Here is a 17859-nt window from a genome sequence, read left to right as displayed (position 1 = left end):
ATTTTGTCCGATTTGGCCTTGCGCCGGCTCCCTTGAGAATATAGGGCTTTGCGCGGTCCGGAGTGTAGCGCAGCCCGGTAGCGCACTTGACTGGGGGTCAAGGGGTCGTCGGTTCGAATCCGGCCACTCCGACCATTTTCAACCTGAGACTTGCCCCCGGAATTTCGTTGGTCGAGAGCGACAGCCTTGCGGCGGATTGTTTCTGGTCCGCCAGCCGCAATTGCCGCTGATGCCGATATTCCAGCGCGATGGCGCCCCACACCAATCCCATCAGCAGATAAAGATGGCGCCAGTGGTCGATGTCGATGAAGGTGCCGAGCCCGATATTGCCGAGATAGGCGACATACGCGCAAAGCAGATAGGGCTGCCAGGGCCGGTCGCGCAAAAGGATGCGGAAGCCGGCGCCGATCGTCCATAGCGTCAGCGTCAGGAACGACACAAAGCCCAGCCAGCCATAGTCCATCAGCGCCTTGAGCCAGATGTCGTGCGTGTCCTCGCCATAGATCGTGCCGAAGACCAGCGGGCCGATGCCGAACGGATGCTCCATCGCCAGCTGGAAGCCGATCGCATAGCGGGCGAAGCGGCCAAGCCGCGCCGAGTCGTAGCTCTGCTCGAGCTGCGCGCGCTGGGTGAACATGTCCGATACGCCGGGCAGTTGCAGGATGACCAGGATGGCGATGACGAGCAGCGCCACGGCCGCGATCGTCATCACCACCACCCGCAGCCGGAACATGCCGCTGGCGCTCTGCAGGAACAGGCAAGCGGTGAGCAGCACCGCCGACACTGCGAACATGCCCCAGGCGCCGCGCGAGAAGGAGAAGAAGATGCCGGCGGAGATGATGAGCAGCGGCACCGCCAAAAGCGGCATGCGGGATACCGGACCGGTCAAGAGCAAATAGAGCAGATAGGTTCCGGGCAGCACCAGGAACGGCCCGAACACATTCGGGTCCTGGAAGGCGCCGGCGGCGCGGTCGTATTTGGTGAACATTTCCGCGCCCGGAAAGGCATGGAAGTAACCGGCGATGCCGAGCAGCGACGTCGCCACGGCCGACACGACGTAAGCGATGAAGATCAGCCGGTAGAGGCTGGGTTGGACAGACGTCACCGAAGCGAAGAACACCGCGCTGAAGGCGAGAAACAGTGAGACGGCGAGATAGAGCGGCGTGTTGGCGAGATCCGCCATCTGCGTCATCGCGATCATGCCGCCGATATTCATCGCCACCAGAAGCACCAGCAACGGCACGATGGCGCGCGAGATCCTGAGGCCGAACAGCGCCCAGACGGCGATCAGCCCGGCCATGTAGATTTCGTAAGGCGCGGGCTCGCTGATGACGAAGCCGGAGAGCAGGATGCCGACGCCGATCGCCGCCGACGCAATCAGCGAAATCAGCTTGGCGTTGACCGCCGGAGGCGGCAACCTGTTGACCGCCGGCAACCTGTTGAGCGCCGACGCCGGCAATTCATGGGCGATGGCGCTCAATAGGCGTTTTCCGTGTTGAGCAGGCGGATCGGCGTCAGGAACAGGATGCGCAGGTCGAACAGCATCGACCAGTTCTCGATGTAGTAGAGGTCGTATTCGGTGCGCACGCGGATCTTTTCGTTGGTGTCCATCTCGCCGCGCCAGCCATTGATTTGCGCCCAGCCGGTGACGCCGGGCTTGACCTTGTGGCGGGCGAAGTAGCCGTCGACCACTTCGTTGTAGAGCAGATTGTGCGACTGCGCGGCGATGGCATGCGGGCGCGGCCCGACCAGCGACAGCGAGCCGAACAGCGAGTTGAAGAACTGCGGCAGTTCGTCGATCGAGGTCCTGCGGATGAAGCGGCCGACGCGGGTGACGCGCGGATCGTTCCTGGTCACAGTCTGCTTGGCGGTCGGGTCGGACCGCTCGGTAAACATCGAGCGGAACTTGTAGACCTCGATGATCTCGTTGTTGAAGCCGTGCCGCTTTTGCTTGAACAGCACCGGCCCCTTGCTGTCGAGCTTGATGGCGATCGCGGTGGCGAGCATCACCGGCGAGAAGACGATGATGCCGATCAGCGAGAAGACGATGTCGAAGGCGCGCTTGGCAACCGAATCCCAGTCGTTGATCGGCTTGTCGAAGATGTCGAGCATCGGCACCGAGCCGATGTAGGAATAGGCGCGCGGCCGGAACTGCAGCGCGTTCGAATGCGCCGAGAGCCGGATATCGACCGGCAGCACCCAGAGTTTCTTCAAAAGCTGCAAGACGCGCGATTCGGCGGTCAGCGGCAGCGATACGATCAGCATGTCGATGCGCGCGATGCGGGCGAATTCGATCAGCTCCGAGATCGTGCCGAGCTTCGGATAGCCGGCGACGATCGGCGGCGAGCGCTTGTCGTTGCGGTCGTCGAAGATGCCGCAGATGCGGATATCGTTGTAGGGCTGCTTCTCGACCGAGCGGATGAGCTGTTCGGCAGCCTTGCCGCCGCCGACGATAAGCGCACGGCGCTCCATGCGGCCGTCGCGCGCCCAGCGCCGGATGAGACTGGACATCACCAGCCTGAGGCCGAAGATCAGCACAAAGCCGGCCACGAACCAGGTGCCGAACAACAGGCGCGAAAAGTCTTCCGAAGCCTTCATGGCGAAGGCGGTGAGCGCCATCAGCGCGAAGCTGCCGGCCCAGACGAGCAGCACGCGGCCGAAATTGGCCAGCGGGCGCATCAGCGCCGCGATCTGGTAGCAGTCGGTCACGTCGAACAGCACCACGGCCAGGAACGACGTCGCGGCGATCGCCAGCGGATATTGCCAGGCCAGATAGGTGAAGAAGCCGACATAACAGAAATAGACGCCGAGCCCCGACAGGAACAGCAGTGCGAACTCGACTATGCGCAGCACGCCGCTGACCATGATCGGCGACATGGTATCGCGCCGGTATTGCGAGGCGACCTGACGCGCGACATCGTTGATGCCGCCAGGTTTTTCGCTCCCGGCGGGAGCGTCGTAGTTGCGCACCGCATCGATGGAAAAGCGGTGCGCGGGGTCGATCTCATTCATGGGAACTGTCCGCGAGCTTCGCGGAACTGCATAGCAAAAGAGAGCTAAGAAAGCCTTGAAACAACCAGTGGTTTTGGAGTTGTTGTGCGGGCAAAGGCCTAGTTGTTCAGCGCCGCGAAATAGGCCTTCTCGATCTCGTCCGCCATCACATCGGCTCCGAATCGGGCCTTGAGCTCGTCGGTCTGCGGCATCACCTTCCGGTAAGCATCGCGGTCGCCGAACGCCGTGCCCATCTTGCCGGCAAGCTCGCCGGGATCCGGCCGGATCAGGGCAGGGGAGCCCTCGCCGAAGATTTCCGGAATGCCGCCGACCGCGGTCGCGATCATCGGCATGCCGGCGGCGAGAGCCTCCAGCACGATATAGGGCATCGCCTCCGCGCGGGAGGGCACGACGATCTGATCCGCCAGTGCAAAGGCCTGCCGCGCCGGCATAGGCGGCAGGAAACGGACATGGCCCTTGAGGCCGAGCCGTTCGACCTGTGCGTGGTAGCGCGGCAGGTCGTCGCCGTCGCCGACCATCACGGCGCTCAGCGGACGGCCCAACGCGCTGCCGGCCGAAGCCAGCGCATCGATGAAGATATCCGGGCCTTTCAGGTCGCGCATCATGCCGATGTATAAGAAATCGGCGGCGTTTGCCGCCGTCCCCACCGGCTCGAACTCGGTGGCGCGCAGACCGTTATAGACAAGCCGGTTGGGTATGGGCGGTTCGCCGACTTTGCGGCGATAGGTTTTCCGCTCGTAGTCGGAAACGAACAGCAGGCAGTCGGTGAAGCGCGCCATGAAGCGCTCCAGGCCGAAGAACAGTTTTCCGGTCGCCGTCGTTTCGTCATAGTGGAGGGAGCCGCCATGCGGCGAATAAAGGCGGGCAACGCGAAACCTTGATACCCGCAACAGTGAGCCGAACAGCCGAGCATAGGCGCCACCCTTGGCGCCGTGCCCGTGCAGCACGTCCGGCCGCAATTCCTGGATGATTCGGTAGGTGCGCCAGGCCGAGGCGAGGTCGCCCGGCCCGACATGGCGCTGCATCGGCGTGCGATGGATGCCGAGCGCCAGGCTGTCTTTCATCGCGCCGAACAAGCGCTCTTCATAGTCACCGCCGGTGGTCGAGTCGCAAACGATGCCGACCGAATGGCCGGCGGCGACCTGTGCCTCGGTCAGGTCGCGTACATGCCGGAAGATTCCTCCGACAGGTGAGCGAAAGCAGTGGACGATCCTGAGGGTCACCGCCACGACGGTTTTTCAGAACAGGCGTTCGCGGACGTAGACGGTATCGCCGGGCAGCAGCGGGTCGGATGTCACCACCCGCCCGGTCATCACCTTGCCATTGATGTCCCGGGTGATGTCTACGCTCTCCTGATTGGCGCGCGGCGAGAAGCCGCCGGCGATGGCGACGGCTTTCTGGACGGTGAGGCCCGGCACGTAGGAATACTGGCCGGCGGCACCGACTTCGCCCATGACGAAGATCGGCCGATAGCGGTCGATCTCGACGGAAACGTCGGGATCGCGCAAATATCCCTGGCGCAATTTGCCGGCGATTTCTTTTTCCAGCTGCTGTGCGGTGTGGCCGCGCGCCGGCACCGCGCCGACCAGCGGAAAGGAGAGATAGCCGGACTGGTCCACGCTGTAGGTGTTGGTCAATCCGTCCTGCTCGAAGACCGTGACCCGGACGCGGTCGCCGGCGCCGAGTCGGTAGGGCTGATCGAGCACTTCATGGAAGGCGGCCGGTGTCGGTCGGTAGCTGGAGCAGCCGGTGAGCAGCGACAGGGCAAGCAAAGCGCGAAGGAGGGAAGCTGTGCTTTTCATGACCGGCCAGGAACCTTCATCGCTCTTGCCGCAAGCCGCGGCCAACCCCAGGAAAGTGCGTCCGTTATCATCCTGTTAGGGTTAATGGGCGGTAAAGGAGTGCGGTTCGGGACAGCGCAGATCGGCAAAAAGCTCAATTGTTCTATTGCTTTCGCCCGATCTTCTTTGAGTGCCCTCTAATAAGCCCGCATTCTGATCTTAACGGGTGAGTTACCATAGTTGTTTACGGTCCATGCTCGACTCAAAGTTCGGAGCAGGATGCATGTCCGTTCAGTCCGCGGCCGCAGACGTCGACGTCGACCTGAGGCAGCTTTTCGCCAGTCTGGGGCGGAACTGGCTGCGCATTGTTTTTATCACGCTTCTGGTCACCGGGATGGCCTTTGCTTTCGCCTGGCTCGCGACGCCATATTATAAGGCGACGGCCAAGTTGGAGATCGGCTCGCGCGAATCGGAGTTTACCCGGCCGCCGGGCACCAACGACGACGACAAGCCTATTCTCGACGAGCAGGGCGTGGCCACCCAGGTTCAGATCATTTCCTCGCCCGACATTCTCAAGCAGGTGGCGACCAGGCTCAACCTGGACAAGTTGCCGGAGTTCGACGAAACGCTGAAGATGTCGGCGCTCGGGCGCATGCTTGTTCTCGTCGGCTTGAAGAGCGATCCCTTTGACATCCCGCCGGACGAGCGCGTGTTGAATGCAATGCACGACAAGCTCAATGTCTACGCCGTTGAAAAGACCCGCGCGATTGCGATCGAGTTCGCCTCGAAGGACCCCGGGCTTGCCGCTGAGATCGCGAACGGCATTGCCGACGCCTACATCGCCTCGAAGAGTGATGCCAAGCTCGAATCGAACGCCGCCGCCACCGACTTTCTCGCGCCGGAAATCGCCGACCTGCAGAATCGCGTGAGGGACGCCGAGGCGAAGGTCGCGGCCTTCCGCGCCCAGTCGGACCTTCTGATGGGCGGCAACAATTCGGTGCTTCCGACGCAGCAACTCTCTGAACTGTCGAGTGAATTGTCGCGAGTGCGCGCCGGTCGCGCCGCCGCCGAGGCGAGCGCCGAGAGCGTGCGCCGGGCGCTGCAGAACGGCGCTTCGCTGGACAGCGTGCCGGAAGTCCTGTCTTCGGACCTGATCCAGCGCCTGCGCGAGCGCCAGGTGGAGCTCAGGGCCAACATTGCCGATCTTTCCACGACCCTGCTGGACAACCATCCGCGCATTCGGGCGCTGAAGTCGCAGCTTGCCGACCTCGACGGCCAGATTCGCAATGAGGCTCAAAAGATTATTCGGGGGCTGTCGGCCCAGGCCCAGACGGCCAAGGCCCGCGAGGATCAGCTGGTTGCGGACGTCAACACCCTGAAGGCCGCCTCGGCGCGCGCCGGCGGGCAGCAGGTGCAACTGGACGCCTTGCAGCGCGATGCGAACGTTCAGCGCCAACAGCTTGAATCCTATATGGCAAGCTACAACGCGGCGGCATCTCGCAAGGACCGCAAATACCTGCCAGTCGCGGCGAGCCTGATCGCGAAGGCCCAGGTGCCGTCGCAGCCCTATTTCCCGAAGATCGGGCCGATCACCGGGGCCGCCGCCGCCGCTTCGCTGCTGTTGATGGCGATCGGCACGCTGCTTGGCGAACTGTTCTCCGGCCGCGCAATGCGTCCGGCCCCGGGTGCCCGCTTCGAGAATATAGAGCAGGTGGCGATGCCTGCTGCACGTGCCGAACCGGTGGTCGGCGAAGTCGAAGACGATGACAGTCCTTTCGCTCCCTATGAGGCGGCTGTCGCCAGCGAACGATTGCCGGAGAGGCTGCCTCGGATACCGGAGAGCCAGGCGATCGAGCCAGGCTCCGTCGAGGCAAGGCAATCAATGCCTGAGCCGAAACCCGAACCGCTTCCATCCAGGCTCGGCGAGATCGATGTCGACAAGGCGGCCGAGAAGCTGATCGCTTCCGGCGCGGCGCGCGCGATCTTCGTTTCGCCCGAAGGCGACGAGGCGGCCGCGTCCGCCGTGCTGGTGGCGCGCGAAGTTTCGGACGCCGGCCTGCGCGTGCTGTTGCTCGATCTCACCGCATCGGGTGCGGCGTCGCGGCCGATGCTGGACTCAAGCCTCTTCCCCGGCATCACCAACCTTCTGGCCTCTGAGGCGCAGTTCAGCGACGTCATCCATCCCGATCTATATTCGGATGCGCATGTCGTCCCTGTCGGCACCGCCGATCCGATGCGCGCCATGCGCGCCGCCGATCGGTTGCCGATCATCATGCAGTCGCTGACCACGGCCTACGACCTCGTCGTGGTCGAATGCGGTCCGGCCGACGCGCAAGGCATCGGCCGCCTGGTCGGCGACGGCACCGAGGTCTTTCTGTCGATGCTGGAGGCCGACGATCAGGTGACGCAGGCCGCGGTCAAGCTGATCGAGAACGGCTATCCCAATCTCACGCTGGTGACGCCGGTCGGCCATGAGCCGCCGGGAACGCCTGTGCCGGGTCGCCGCTCGGCGGCCTGAAGGTGGCGCGAAGAACGCGGCGGTGCTGAAGGAACTCTGCCGACTGTTTAGGGATGACGATCAGTTATCATCCTCGGCTGGAGCGGGCGCAGCCTGACCCGCCGCCTTGCGGCGCAGCATCTTGGTCAGTTTCCAGGCCGTCGGGTTGTTCTTGATGAAGGCCTTGGCGCGCGCGCCTTGCCGCATCGCCGTCGCCAGTGCGCGGCCCTTCAGAGTCAGCGGCGCAAGCACCTCGAAATGCTGGATCTCGATATCGCACCAGAGCCGTTTGTAAGGCTCGTCGCCGACCGAGAAGTCGTAGACATCGAAGCCGAGATCGGAGGCTTCCTGGATATTGTCGAAGAACAGGAAATCGCCGGGGCTGGTGAAGGCGAGATCATCCTCGGCGATGGCCCCGAACTCGCAGATCAGTCGCTTGCCCGAACGGCTGGAGCCGGTCACCGCGCGCAGCTTTCCCGCCACGTCCAGGCCGTGCAGCAGGAAGGACGGGTTTTCCTCCGTCAGAGCATCGGCAAACAGCGCTCGGAAGAAGTCGCGTACTTGCTTGTCGCCGAACACATTGGCGATGCCCACCTTGGCGAAACGCGCTTCCTTCATATCGAGAAAGGCATCGAGCAGCCTGTCGACCTCCTCGCGGGTGCGCGCCTCGATGCGGCGGAAGGTGCCGACCGCCTCGAACTTGCGCGTTTGCGAGCGGTGCTTCTTACGCTTGCGCTTGCCGCTGGCGCGCGACAGCAGCGCGTCGAACCCGCCGTCGAGGTCGACCGCGAGCGCGAGGTTCGGACTTGGGAAGCCGGGCAGCGCGGCGAGCGGGTTGGCGACGCCGTCGAGGTCGGGCAGCAGCCTTTCCAGCGAGATCAGATCGATGTCCGGCCGCGCCCTGGCGATCGCCTTGAACATCGAGCGGATCGCCGGGCCGTCGATGGCAGGCAGGAAGCGCTGATCAGTCGCCGTGAAATTGCCATTGGCGTGGCGACCGCCGGTGAAACGGGCAAGCTTGAACGGGCCGCGCCGCACGACTTCCAGCACCAGCGAAAGTGCCGGACGGCCATCGCAGGATAGCGTCGCCACAACGATGTCGGCGCCGGTCGCGGTCGCCCAGTTGCTCACCCAGGATGCGCTTTGTGCCGGCGCAAACAGCGCCGAGGCGCAAAATTGAACGTAGTCGGCCAGGCCGGTACCGTCGCTTGCGCTCGCAACCCACCGGCCCCGATCGGCTCGCATGGATCGCGCGGAAGCCTGGTTGGCCGCGACCCGGTTGCCGTCAAATGACGCGGCGGCGTCAACCATACCTCAATCCTTAAGACGTATTGGTTCCGACTTGGGGTTCGCATAGGCGCAATTCGTGCTTGGATAAGCCTAGGCGCAAAAGGTGAAGGAATGATCGACGGGGGCGAGGCAATCCGGAAACTGGCGCTGAACCTTGCCCGCTACTCCGGTCTTGCGCCCTTGGCGCGGCCGTTTGTCGGCGGCATCGGCGCCATCCTGATGCTGCACCGCGTCACCGCGACACCTGAGAAGCCGAACAGCGTCAATCGGCATCTGAACATCGCTCCCGCCTTCCTCGACAGGCTGATCGCCGACATGAAGGGAAGGGGCTATGCCTTTGTCTCCCTTGATGAAGCGATCGAGCGCATCAAGATCGGCGGCAAGGGCGGGCAGTTCGCCACGATCACCGCCGACGACGCCTATCGCGACAACATGACCGAGGCGCTTCCGGTGCTGGAAAAGCACGGCGCGCCGATCACCATCTACGTCGCCCCCGGCTTAATCGACGGCGCCGCCGACCTCTGGTGGGACGTGATCGAGGACATCGTCGACACCAGTTCGCGCCTGACGCTGAACACGGTGGGTGGGTCGACAATCATCGATTGCTCGACATCAGGCCGGAAGATCCAGGCCGTCGCGCGGCTGAACGCCTGGCTGACCGTGGAAGTCCCCGAGGCGGAGCAGGGCGCGGCACTGCGCGAACTGGCTCGTTCGAATGGTTACAGATTCGGCTCGGGCCGCCCATGCACGTTGATGAACTGGGACGAGCTTCGCACCATGGCGGCGCACCCGCTGGTCACCATCGGCGCGCATACCGTCAACCATCGCAACTTGAAGCGGCTCTCCGAAGCCGATGCGCGCCGCGAGATCGGCGACGCCCGCCGCATCCTCGCGCAAAGGCTCGGCGAGGAGCCGCGCCATCTGGCCTATCCTTACGGCTATGCCAGCGCCGTCGGCTGCCGTGAGGTGGGCTTTGCCCGCGACGCGGGCTATGCCTCGGCGGTGACCACACGGCACGGTGTGCTGCGCGCCGAGCATGCCGGCTTCCTGCATGCGCTGCCGCGCATCTCCGTCAATGGCCGCTACCAGAGCGTGGCCCATATCCGCACGATGCTGTCCGGCATCACGACGCCGCTCGCCAATGCCGGCAAGATGGTCGTTACGATCTAAGGCGGGTCAGTGCTTCGGAGGCGGTTCGAGGATCAGCCATTTGATGATACCCATCGCCGGCAGCACCCAGAGCAGGCCGCTGAGCAGGAAGAACAGCAAATGCGCGGTGGGCCCATATTCGGCGAGCCTGGTGACCGCGACGGCGGAGGCGATCAGCGCGTAGATGATGACCAGCGCCACCAGCAGGATGGTTCCGATCAGCTTTTTCAGGCGAATGGGCATATCGCGGTCTCGTTGACCGGCCCCGCTTAGGCCGATTGGAGCTCGCGCGCAACCGTCGCTGCCCGGCGCGACGGCGTGCCGCGCCATCCAGCCTTGCCACGGCGCAAGCCTTGGTCCACCAATCGCGCGTTTCAACCGCCGGGAATGCGAAATGGCCGCCATCACCGCCACGGCTCCTTATGCCGCACGCGACCGCGACCTCACCAACCGCGCCTTGGTGCGCGGCTGGCTGTACGTAGTGGTGCTTGTGCTGTTCGCGCTGGTGCTGGTCGGCGGCGCGACGCGGCTGACCGAGTCCGGTCTGTCGATCACCGAATGGCAGCCGATCCATGGTGTGATCCCGCCGCTGAACGCCGCCGAATGGCAGGAAGAATTCCAGCGCTACCAGCAGATCCCGCAATATACCGAGCTCAACAAGGGCATGAGCATCGAGGCGTTCAAGTCGATCTACTGGTGGGAATGGGCGCATCGCATCCTTGCCCGCAGCGTCGGCGTCGTCTTTGCTTTGCCGCTCCTGTTCTTCTGGGCGACGCGGCGTATCGAACGCGGCCTTGGGCTCAAGCTTGTCGGCATACTGGCGCTCGGTGGGATGCAGGGCGCCATCGGCTGGTGGATGGTGGCATCGGGCTTGGTCGACCGTGTCTCGGTCAGCCAGTACCGGCTGGCTACGCACCTCACGCTTGCCGCACTGATCTTCACCGCGACCATGGTGGTCGCGCGAGGGCTGGCGCCGCATTCGGAGCCGGCCGCGGACCGTTCGACGCAGCGGCTCGCTGGCTTCATCGTGCTCCTGGCGCTGATCCAGATCTACCTTGGAGGATTGGTCGCCGGCCTCGATGCCGGCATGTCCTACAACACCTGGCCGCTGATGGACGGCAAGCTGATCCCGTCCGATCTCTTGCTGCTCGAACCCGCCTGGCGCAACTTCTTCGAGAACCCGAAGACGGTGCAGTTCGTACATCGCATCGGCGCCTACACGGTGGTCCTCGTGGCGCTATGGCAGATGATCGCCACCTGGCGGCGTTTGCCGGGCACCACACATGCGCGCCGCGCCACGTTGTTGTTTCTGCTTGTCGCGGTGCAGGCTTCGATCGGCATCGGCACGCTGCTGATGCAAGTGCCGCTGCATTTGGCGCTCACCCATCAGGGCTTTGCAATGGTCTTGCTCGGCTTCGCCGCCGCACATTGGCGGGGAACCAAGGGCGCCTATCCGCTGCCGACCGAGGTCAAGGTCGCAAGCTGAGACACCTTTAGGATGGCCTCGGCGACCGACTGCTCGCGCTTTATTGCTCAGTGCTTGATGCCGAGCATGAGGTCGAGGTTCTGCACCGCGGCGCCCGACGCCCCCTTGCCGAGATTGTCGTAGACGGCCATCAGCAGCGCCTGGGCCCGCTCGTCATTGGCGAACACATAGACCTTCATCCGGTTGGTGCCGTTATAGACCTCCGGGTCGATCTCCGGCATGCGCTCCATATGCGTATAGGGAGCTACCTCGACCACGCCGCCCTTGATGGACGCAAAGTGATCCGCGATCGCTGCGTGGAGTTCGGCGCCCGTCGGCACGCGGTCGAGGCCACCGAGCTGCAGCGGCACCACCGTGATCATGCCTTGCGCGAAATTGCCGACCGCCGGCTGCATGATCGGGTCGTGCGAGAGCTTCGCATAGGCCCTCAGCTCCGGCACGTGCTTGTGCTGCAGCGTCAGCCCGTAGGGCAGGAACTCGGGCGCGTCCTCGCCTTTGCCGACATAGTCCTCGATCATTGGCCGGCCACCGCCGGAATAGCCGGAAATGCCGTTGACGGTGACCGGGAAGTCGGCGGGCAGCAGGCCGGCCAAAACCAGCGGCCGCAGCGTCGCGATCGGCCCCTGCGGCCAGCAGCCGGGATTGGCGATCCGTTTCGCGCTGGCGATCTTTTTCGCCTGGTCCTTGTCCATTTCGGCGAAGCCATATTCCCAGCCCTCGGCGACGCGGTGCGCGGTCGAGGCGTCGATAACCTTGGTCGTGTCGTTCGTAATCAGCGACACGCTTTCCTTGGCCGCCGCATCCGGCAGGCAAAGAATCGCGACATCGGCCGCGTTGAGGAATTCGGCGCGCGCCGCGGCTTCCTTGCGGCGCTCCGTCGGGATGGAGATGATCTCCAGGTCGCCGCGGTCGGCCAGCAGTGCCCTGATCTGCAGGCCCGTCGTGCCATGTTCGCCGTCAATGAAGATTTTCGGTTTCATCGCTTGCCAAATTCCTTGCGATTCCAGTGTTATATGCCGTGAGCGTAATTTACTGCGGCATGATTGCCGTTGCTCAGTTCGTCGAGCCGTGCCTTTCGCTCCGCCAACAGGCCGAGATAGTGCATGGCGATGATCGATCCGGCGATCGCCGTTATATCGGCATGATCATAGGCCGGCGCAACCTCGACGATGTCGGCGCCGACGATATCGATCTGGCCGAGCTGGCGCAGCGTCGACAGCATCTTTGCCGAGGAGGGGCCGCCAGCCACCGGCGTGCCGGTGCCGGGCGCGAAGGCGGGATCCAGGCAGTCGATGTCGAAGGTCAGATAGGTCTTCTTGCCGCCGGTGCGCTCGACGATCGCATAGGCGATGTCGGAGGCGCGCATTTCCTCGACCTCGTGGCCGTAGAGGATCTTGATGCCGAAGGTGTCGGGCGCGTGGGTGCGGATGCCGATCTGGATCGAGCGGTCCGGATCGATGATGCCTTCATTGGCGGCACGGGCGACGAAGGAGCCGTGGTCGATACGTTTGCCGTCATCCGGCCAGGTGTCCTGATGCGCGTCGAACTGCACCAGCGCCAGCGGCCCGTGGATCGCGGCATGTGCCTTGAGCAGCGGCCAGGTGACGAAATGGTCGCCGCCGAGTGTCATCAGGAACGCGCCTGATTTCAGGATCTTGGCCGCTTCGCGCTCGATCGTGCCGGGTGTCTTCTGGTGATTGCCGCTGTCGAGCAGGCAATCGCCATAGTCGACCACCGAAAGGTGCTCGAACAGGTCGCGCGAGAACGGGTATTGCGGATCGTTGTCGAGGATCGCCGAGGCGCGGCGGATCGCCTGCGGCCCAAAGCGCGCGCCCGGCCGATTGGTGACGGCGGCGTCGAAAGGAATGCCCCACACGACAGCGTCCGCACCCTTCACGTCCTTCGTGTATTTGCGCCGCATGAACGACAGCGCGCCGGCATAGGTCGGCTCGAATGACGCGCCCGTCTTGGAGCGGGCGGTGAAGGCGTGGTCGATCTCATTGTTCGCCATTAGGGATCCTCGGTTTTCATCGGGGCAGCCACAACTACAGAACCGGCACGCAACATGCCAGTCACAGCTTGCGGAAACGGAGCGGCGCTCGGCGAGTGCCATGGCAACACAGGATCTGTATCATTATGGCTGAGACCGCCTTGCTCAACCTTGCGTCCGCGCCCGTGGCGACCCGTGTCGGCACGGCGGCCGGCCAGCGCTTCCTGGTGCTGGATTCCTGGCGCGGCATCTGCGCGCTGCTGGTGGCGCTGTTCCACTTCCCGACCACCTCGACAGTGTCGCAGAGCGCCTTTATCGGCGGCTCCTATCTGTTCGTCGATTTCTTCTTCGTGCTCTCCGGTTTCGTCATCGCCAGCGCCTATGGCAGCCGGCTGAACGAGCAGGACGACCTTGCCCGGTTCGCGCTGGTGCGCTTCGGCCGCATCTATCCGCTGCATGTCCTGATGCTTGCCGCTTTCGCCGCCTTCGAGGCGCTGCGGCTCTTTCTGCCGGCCCTGCACGGAACCGGCGCCGCGCCCTTCACCGGCGGTTTCGACCTGAAAAGCCTCGTCGCTAACCTCCTCCTTCTGCAGGGCATGGGCGTTGAGGATCATCTGAGCTGGAACGCGCCGAGCTGGAGCATTTCGGCCGAGTTCTTCACCTATCTGCTCTTTGCCGCCGTCGTCTTCGCCGCCGGCCAGCGCGCCTGGATATGGTTCGTCGCCGCCGCCGTGACGGCGCCCCTCTTCCTGCTTGCGTTGTCGACGCGTCATATGGACGTGTCCTTCGATTTCGGCTTCATCCGCTGCCTTTACGGCTTCTCGCTCGGCGCTTTGCTTGCCTGGTTTCAGCACGATTCCATTGCAGAGGCGCGACAGGCACTTAGCGGCGGGGCAGGGCGCCTCGCCTGGACGCTGGCCGAGCTTGCGATGATCGCGGTGATCGCGCTGTTCGTCTCGGTGGCGGGAACGAATGACGCCGGCATCGCGGCGCCGGTCGTCTTCGCGCTGGCGCTTTATCTTTTTGCCCATGAGGGCGGCTGGGTCAGCTTGGCTCTGCGCAGCCGGCCGATGCTGCTGCTCGGCTCGCTCTCCTATTCGATCTACATGGTCCACATCTTCGTCCAGGCCCGCATGATCAATGTCGGCGGCCTCGTCGAACGCAAGCTCGGCCTCGGCTTCGTCGGCGACCTGACGCTGCGCGGCGACCATGCGACCGGCTTCGGCACCGGCTCGCCTTGGATCGGTTTCGCGGCTCTGATCGCCATGCTGATCGCCGTCGTCGTCGCGTCCTGGTTCACCTGGCGCTTCGTCGAAATGCCGGCTCTGGCCTGGTTCCGCCGCCTTGCCAAGCTGATCTGACGGACTTGATGCAAAACAACTAGCTGGCTTTGTTCACTGCCCTGTCATGGGCATCGCCTAACCGGGTCACGACCCGGAACGGAGCGATTCCCCGATGCGAACACTCTGGCTGAGCCTTCTTCTGTCTGCCGCGCTTGCCGCAATTTGTGGCCAAAGCTTAGCCGGCGAGACACGTGCCGCCCAAATCCTCGACCGGTTCGAACATGCCAATCAGTGGCGCGATCACGTGATGATCGCGGCGCACCGCGCCGGCAGCATGCAGGCCCGCAAGACGCTTTACGCCGAGAATTCGCTCGCCGCGGTGGAAGGCTCGATCGCGATCGGCGCCGAGATCGTCGAGGTCGACGTCCGGCGCGCGAAAGACGGCGAGTTCGTCATCATGCATGACAGCTGGCTCGACCGCACCACGACCTGCAAAGGCGAGGTCGTGAAATACACGCTGGCGGAGCTGAAGAAGTGCCGGCTGGTGATCGAGGGCACGGGCGCCGTCACCAATGAGGTGGTCTCGACACTGCGCGAAATGCTGCTCGCGACCAGGGACAGGATCCTGATCAACCTCGACAACAAGCTGGAGGTGACCGACCTGCCGGGCATGATCGCGGTGGCGCGCAATCTCGGCATGGCCGACCAGGTGATCGTCAAGGAGAACCTATGGAACCGCCAGCGCATCGATGCCGCCCGGACCGCGCTTGCCCAGGCCGGCGGCGGTTTTGAGTTCATGCCGATCCTTGCAGACGATGCCGTGCATGATGCCGCCTTCGCGGGCGAGGTCGACAAGGCGTTTGCGCCGCGCGCCATCGAACTGATCAACTGGCGCAACGGCGCCGAGACGCTGACGGCGACCGGCGGCCCACTGTTCAGTATCAGCATGCGGGCGGAAGCGGCGCGGGGCGACTGGCATCTCTGGGCTGACACCTACGCCATCGTCAACAAGCCCGGCGGCTTCCTCGCCGGCGGCCGCGGCGACGAGCTTGCCGTCGCCGCCAGCCTGCCGCGCGAAGCCTGGGGTTTCTGGGTCGACCGCGGCGCAACGATCATCCAGACCGATGAGCCGAAAGCGGCGATCGAATGGCTGACGGCCAACGGCTATCGCGTGCCTTATACGAGGGACATCAAGCCGGCTGAGCCGGCACATACGGCGAGTATAAACTAGCAGGCGTCAGCGCTGGAACTGCCAATCTCCCCCCAAGAGCGGGAGATGCCCGGCAGGGCAGAGGGGGCGCTGTCCCGCCGGCCTCTTCAGCGTGGAGGTCAATCGCAGCTGCATTTCGGGGTATTCGCTCACCTTGGCCTTCGAGGTTGGCGTTCCTTCGCGCCCCCCTCTGGCCTGCCGGCCATCTCCCCCGCAAGGGCCCGCAAGGGGGAGATCAGCTAATCGCGCCTCAGGCGGCTTCCGCCACGCCATCCAGTTCGCGCAGCACATCCCCCGACAGCTCCCGCTCCGCCGCCGCAAGATTCTCCCGCAGATGCCCGACAGACGACGTGCCCGGGATCAGCAGGATGTTTGGCGAACGCTGCAACAGCCACGCCAGAGCCACCTGCATCGGCGTCCTGCCAAGCCGTTCCGCCACGACCGACAGCGTCGAGGATTGCAACGGGCTGAACCCGCCGAGCGGGAAGAAAGGCACATAGGCGATGCCGGCGCGCGCCAGTTCGTCGATCAGCGCGTCGTCGTCGCGATGCACCAGATTGTACTGGTTCTGCACGCAGACGATGTCGCAGATCCGGCGGCCTTCCGCGATTTGCGCGCGAGTGACGTTGCTCAAGCCGATATGGCGCACGAGACCCTTGCGCTGCAGTTCGGCAAGCGCGGTCAACGGCGCCTCGATGGAGCCCTCCGCTGGACCATGCACCCCGAACATGATGCGCAGATTGACGACGTCCATCACCTCGAGGCCAAGGTTGCGAAGATTGTCGTGCACGGCCCGCTCAAGCTCCTCGGGCGCAAGGGCCGGCAGCCATGACGCATCGCTGCCGCGACGGGCGCCGATCTTGGTGACGATAGTGAGGTCGTCGGGATAGGGCGCCAGCGCATCGCGGATCAGCTTGTTGGTCACATGCGGGCCGTAATAATCGCTGGTGTCGATATGGTTCACGCCTTGCGCCACCGCCTCGAGCAGCACGGCGATGGCCGCGTCATGATCTTTCGGCGGACCGAACACGCCTTTACCCGCAAGCTGCATGGCGCCGTAGCCCAGGCGGTGGACCGAGCGGTCACCGAGTTTGTAAGTGCCGGATTTGTCTACGCTGGACATCGTGGTTCTCCTTCGCTGTCGAGGAGGGAGATAGGGCATGGGTGTTGTCCTGATAACCGGATATAGTCGGTACAACTTGTGCGGATTAGAGAACAATGGCGGCTGAGCTCAACGATCTCCAGGCATTTATGGCGGTGGCGCGCGCCGGCGGTTTTCGCGAAGGAGCCCGTGCGACGGCCGGCAGCGCATCAGCGCTCAGTGAAGCCATCCGCCGACTGGAAACTCAGCTCGGTGTGCGGCTCTTCAACCGCACCACGCGCAGCGTCGCTCTGACCGAGGCTGGGGCAAGCCTGCTGGCGCGGCTTGGCCCGGCGCTTGGCGAGGTCGAGGCAGCGCTCGATGTGGTGAACGGCTTTCGCGATCGGCCGGCTGGCACCTTGCGCCTCAACGTGCCGATAAGCGCCTCGCGGCTGGTGTTGCCAGGAATCGTTCCGGGATTTCTGGCTGCCTATCCCGCCATTCACCTGGAGGTGAGAGCCGAAGAGAGCTTCGTCGACCTGCTGGCCGCCGGCTGCGATGCCGGCATCCGCTACGACGAGCGGCTGGAACAGGACATGATCGCCGTGCCGATCGGGCCGCGCACGCAGCGCTTCACCACCTCCGCCGCGCCGGCCTACCTTGACCGGCACGGTCGGCCGCAACACCCGCGCGACCTGCTTGGCCATGCATGTCTGCGCGGCCGCTTCCCGAGCGGCGTCATGACGCCCTGGGAATTCGAGCGCGACGGCGAGGTGGTAAGGGTCGATCCTACGGGACCATTGACCGTCGGCATCGGCGGCGGCGTCGATCTCGCCGTCGATGCGGCGATCGCCGGCGTTGGCATTCTTTGGCTCTTCGAGGATTGGGTGCGCCCGTATTTCGAGACCGGCGTTCTGGAACCCGTGCTGGAGCCTTGGTGGCAAAGCTTCTCCGGACCGTTTCTGTATTACCCCGGCCGCCGCCTGGTGCCAGCGCCGCTGCGCGCTTTCATCGACTACATCAGAACGCCGGCCGGACACTGGTAGCAGAAACAAAAAGGCCGCCCGGAGGCGGCCTTTT

Annotated in this window: 15 protein-coding genes and 1 tRNA gene; 7 read left to right on the top strand and 9 right to left on the bottom strand. The window is 64.2% G+C overall.

The features are described 5' to 3' along the window. The first annotated feature begins 58 nt into the window (after positions 1–58). Positions 59–135 (top strand) — tRNA-Pro (locus tag ACWGS9_RS20270). Here the strand turns inward: ACWGS9_RS20270 and ACWGS9_RS20265 are convergent. From ACWGS9_RS20265 to ACWGS9_RS20250, 4 genes are all read right to left on the bottom strand, one after another. Then, positions 98–1480: an O-antigen ligase family protein gene (locus ACWGS9_RS20265; RefSeq protein WP_454506903.1), complete on the bottom strand. Its 1383-nt coding sequence runs from the start codon at positions 1478–1480 to the stop codon at positions 98–100. The genes ACWGS9_RS20270 and ACWGS9_RS20265 overlap by 38 nt on opposite strands. Continuing rightward, on the bottom strand, positions 1477–3012 hold the full coding sequence (locus ACWGS9_RS20260) for an undecaprenyl-phosphate glucose phosphotransferase (protein WP_454506902.1): 1536 nt from the start codon (positions 3010–3012) through the stop codon (positions 1477–1479). Before ACWGS9_RS20260 ends, ACWGS9_RS20265 begins: the two co-directional genes overlap by 4 nt. A 98-nt stretch (positions 3013–3110) precedes the next feature. After that, entirely contained in the window at positions 3111–4241 is a 1131-nt protein-coding gene (locus tag ACWGS9_RS20255; RefSeq protein WP_454506901.1) for a glycosyltransferase, read from the bottom strand. Between the two features lie 9 nt (positions 4242–4250). After that, complete coding sequence (locus tag ACWGS9_RS20250; RefSeq protein WP_454506900.1) at positions 4251–4814, bottom strand: polysaccharide biosynthesis/export family protein; 564 nt, start codon at positions 4812–4814, stop codon at positions 4251–4253. Positions 4815–5076: 262 nt separating this feature from the next. Between ACWGS9_RS20250 and ACWGS9_RS20245 the strand changes: the two genes are divergently transcribed. Next, complete coding sequence (locus ACWGS9_RS20245; protein ID WP_454506899.1) at positions 5077–7311, top strand: GumC family protein; 2235 nt, start codon at positions 5077–5079, stop codon at positions 7309–7311. A 60-nt stretch (positions 7312–7371) separates the two neighbouring features. On the opposite strand, the gene ACWGS9_RS20240 is transcribed toward ACWGS9_RS20245, so the two are convergent. Next, positions 7372–8601: a GNAT family N-acetyltransferase gene (locus ACWGS9_RS20240; RefSeq protein ID WP_454506898.1), complete on the bottom strand. Its 1230-nt coding sequence runs from the start codon at positions 8599–8601 to the stop codon at positions 7372–7374. Between the two features lie 90 nt (positions 8602–8691). Between ACWGS9_RS20240 and ACWGS9_RS20235 the strand changes: the two genes are divergently transcribed. After that, the gene (locus tag ACWGS9_RS20235; RefSeq protein WP_454506897.1) at positions 8692–9750 is read left to right on the top strand and encodes a polysaccharide deacetylase family protein; all 1059 of its coding nucleotides are present in this window, start codon (positions 8692–8694) and stop codon (positions 9748–9750) included. 6 nt (positions 9751–9756) lie between these two features. Here ACWGS9_RS20235 and ACWGS9_RS20230 read toward each other — a convergent pair whose 3' ends face one another. After that, on the bottom strand, positions 9757–9972 hold the full coding sequence (locus ACWGS9_RS20230) for a DUF2842 domain-containing protein (RefSeq protein ID WP_454506896.1): 216 nt from the start codon (positions 9970–9972) through the stop codon (positions 9757–9759). A 151-nt stretch (positions 9973–10123) separates the two neighbouring features. Between ACWGS9_RS20230 and ACWGS9_RS20225 the strand changes: the two genes are divergently transcribed. Continuing rightward, positions 10124–11215: a COX15/CtaA family protein gene (locus ACWGS9_RS20225; protein ID WP_454506895.1), complete on the top strand. Its 1092-nt coding sequence runs from the start codon at positions 10124–10126 to the stop codon at positions 11213–11215. A gap of 47 nt (positions 11216–11262) precedes the next feature. Here ACWGS9_RS20225 and argC read toward each other — a convergent pair whose 3' ends face one another. After that, positions 11263–12195, bottom strand: coding sequence for an N-acetyl-gamma-glutamyl-phosphate reductase (gene argC / locus ACWGS9_RS20220; RefSeq protein WP_454506894.1), 933 nt, complete (start codon positions 12193–12195; stop codon positions 11263–11265). A 29-nt stretch (positions 12196–12224) separates the two neighbouring features. Further along, on the bottom strand, positions 12225–13226 hold the full coding sequence (speB, locus tag ACWGS9_RS20215; RefSeq protein ID WP_454506893.1) for an agmatinase: 1002 nt from the start codon (positions 13224–13226) through the stop codon (positions 12225–12227). A gap of 125 nt (positions 13227–13351) precedes the next feature. Between speB and ACWGS9_RS20210 the strand changes: the two genes are divergently transcribed. Further along, positions 13352–14566 (top strand): acyltransferase family protein, encoded by a 1215-nt coding sequence (locus tag ACWGS9_RS20210; protein ID WP_454506892.1) that lies wholly within the window; start codon positions 13352–13354, stop codon positions 14564–14566. A 94-nt stretch (positions 14567–14660) separates the two neighbouring features. Further along, positions 14661–15719, top strand: coding sequence for a glycerophosphodiester phosphodiesterase family protein (locus tag ACWGS9_RS20205; protein ID WP_454506891.1), 1059 nt, complete (start codon positions 14661–14663; stop codon positions 15717–15719). 229 nt (positions 15720–15948) lie between these two features. Here the strand turns inward: ACWGS9_RS20205 and ACWGS9_RS20200 are convergent, their stop codons facing one another. Beyond that, positions 15949–16821: an aldo/keto reductase family oxidoreductase gene (locus ACWGS9_RS20200; RefSeq protein ID WP_454506890.1), complete on the bottom strand. Its 873-nt coding sequence runs from the start codon at positions 16819–16821 to the stop codon at positions 15949–15951. A 95-nt stretch (positions 16822–16916) separates the two neighbouring features. On the opposite strand from ACWGS9_RS20200, the gene ACWGS9_RS20195 reads away from it, so the two are divergent. Further along, on the top strand, positions 16917–17825 hold the full coding sequence (locus tag ACWGS9_RS20195) for a LysR family transcriptional regulator (RefSeq protein WP_454506889.1): 909 nt from the start codon (positions 16917–16919) through the stop codon (positions 17823–17825). The last annotated feature ends 34 nt before the right edge of the window (positions 17826–17859 follow it).

Source organism: Mesorhizobium sp. Arg314 (assembly GCF_053714275.1).
Note: the sequence above shows the minus strand (reverse complement) of the source record. Positions and strands in the feature narration are given on the sequence as shown.

Bases quoted from the DNA above. Each gene is read 5' to 3' on its own strand.
- ACWGS9_RS20260 (WP_454506902.1), bottom strand. From the start codon at position 3,012: ATGAATGAGATCGACCCCGCGCACCGCTTTTCCATCGATGCGGTGCGC.
- ACWGS9_RS20250 (WP_454506900.1), bottom strand. From the start codon at position 4,814: ATGAAAAGCACAGCTTCCCTCCTTCGCGCTTTGCTTGCCCTGTCGCTG.
- ACWGS9_RS20245 (WP_454506899.1), top strand. From the start codon at position 5,077: ATGTCCGTTCAGTCCGCGGCCGCAGACGTCGACGTCGACCTGAGGCAG.
- ACWGS9_RS20240 (WP_454506898.1), bottom strand. From the start codon at position 8,601: ATGGTTGACGCCGCCGCGTCATTTGACGGCAACCGGGTCGCGGCCAAC.
- ACWGS9_RS20235 (WP_454506897.1), top strand. From the start codon at position 8,692: ATGATCGACGGGGGCGAGGCAATCCGGAAACTGGCGCTGAACCTTGCC.
- ACWGS9_RS20230 (WP_454506896.1), bottom strand. From the start codon at position 9,972: ATGCCCATTCGCCTGAAAAAGCTGATCGGAACCATCCTGCTGGTGGCG.
- ACWGS9_RS20225 (WP_454506895.1), top strand. From the start codon at position 10,124: ATGGCCGCCATCACCGCCACGGCTCCTTATGCCGCACGCGACCGCGAC.
- argC (WP_454506894.1), bottom strand. From the start codon at position 12,195: ATGAAACCGAAAATCTTCATTGACGGCGAACATGGCACGACGGGCCTG.
- speB (WP_454506893.1), bottom strand. From the start codon at position 13,226: ATGGCGAACAATGAGATCGACCACGCCTTCACCGCCCGCTCCAAGACG.
- ACWGS9_RS20210 (WP_454506892.1), top strand. From the start codon at position 13,352: ATGGCTGAGACCGCCTTGCTCAACCTTGCGTCCGCGCCCGTGGCGACC.
- ACWGS9_RS20205 (WP_454506891.1), top strand. From the start codon at position 14,661: ATGCGAACACTCTGGCTGAGCCTTCTTCTGTCTGCCGCGCTTGCCGCA.
- ACWGS9_RS20200 (WP_454506890.1), bottom strand. From the start codon at position 16,821: ATGTCCAGCGTAGACAAATCCGGCACTTACAAACTCGGTGACCGCTCG.
- ACWGS9_RS20195 (WP_454506889.1), top strand. From the start codon at position 16,917: ATGGCGGCTGAGCTCAACGATCTCCAGGCATTTATGGCGGTGGCGCGC.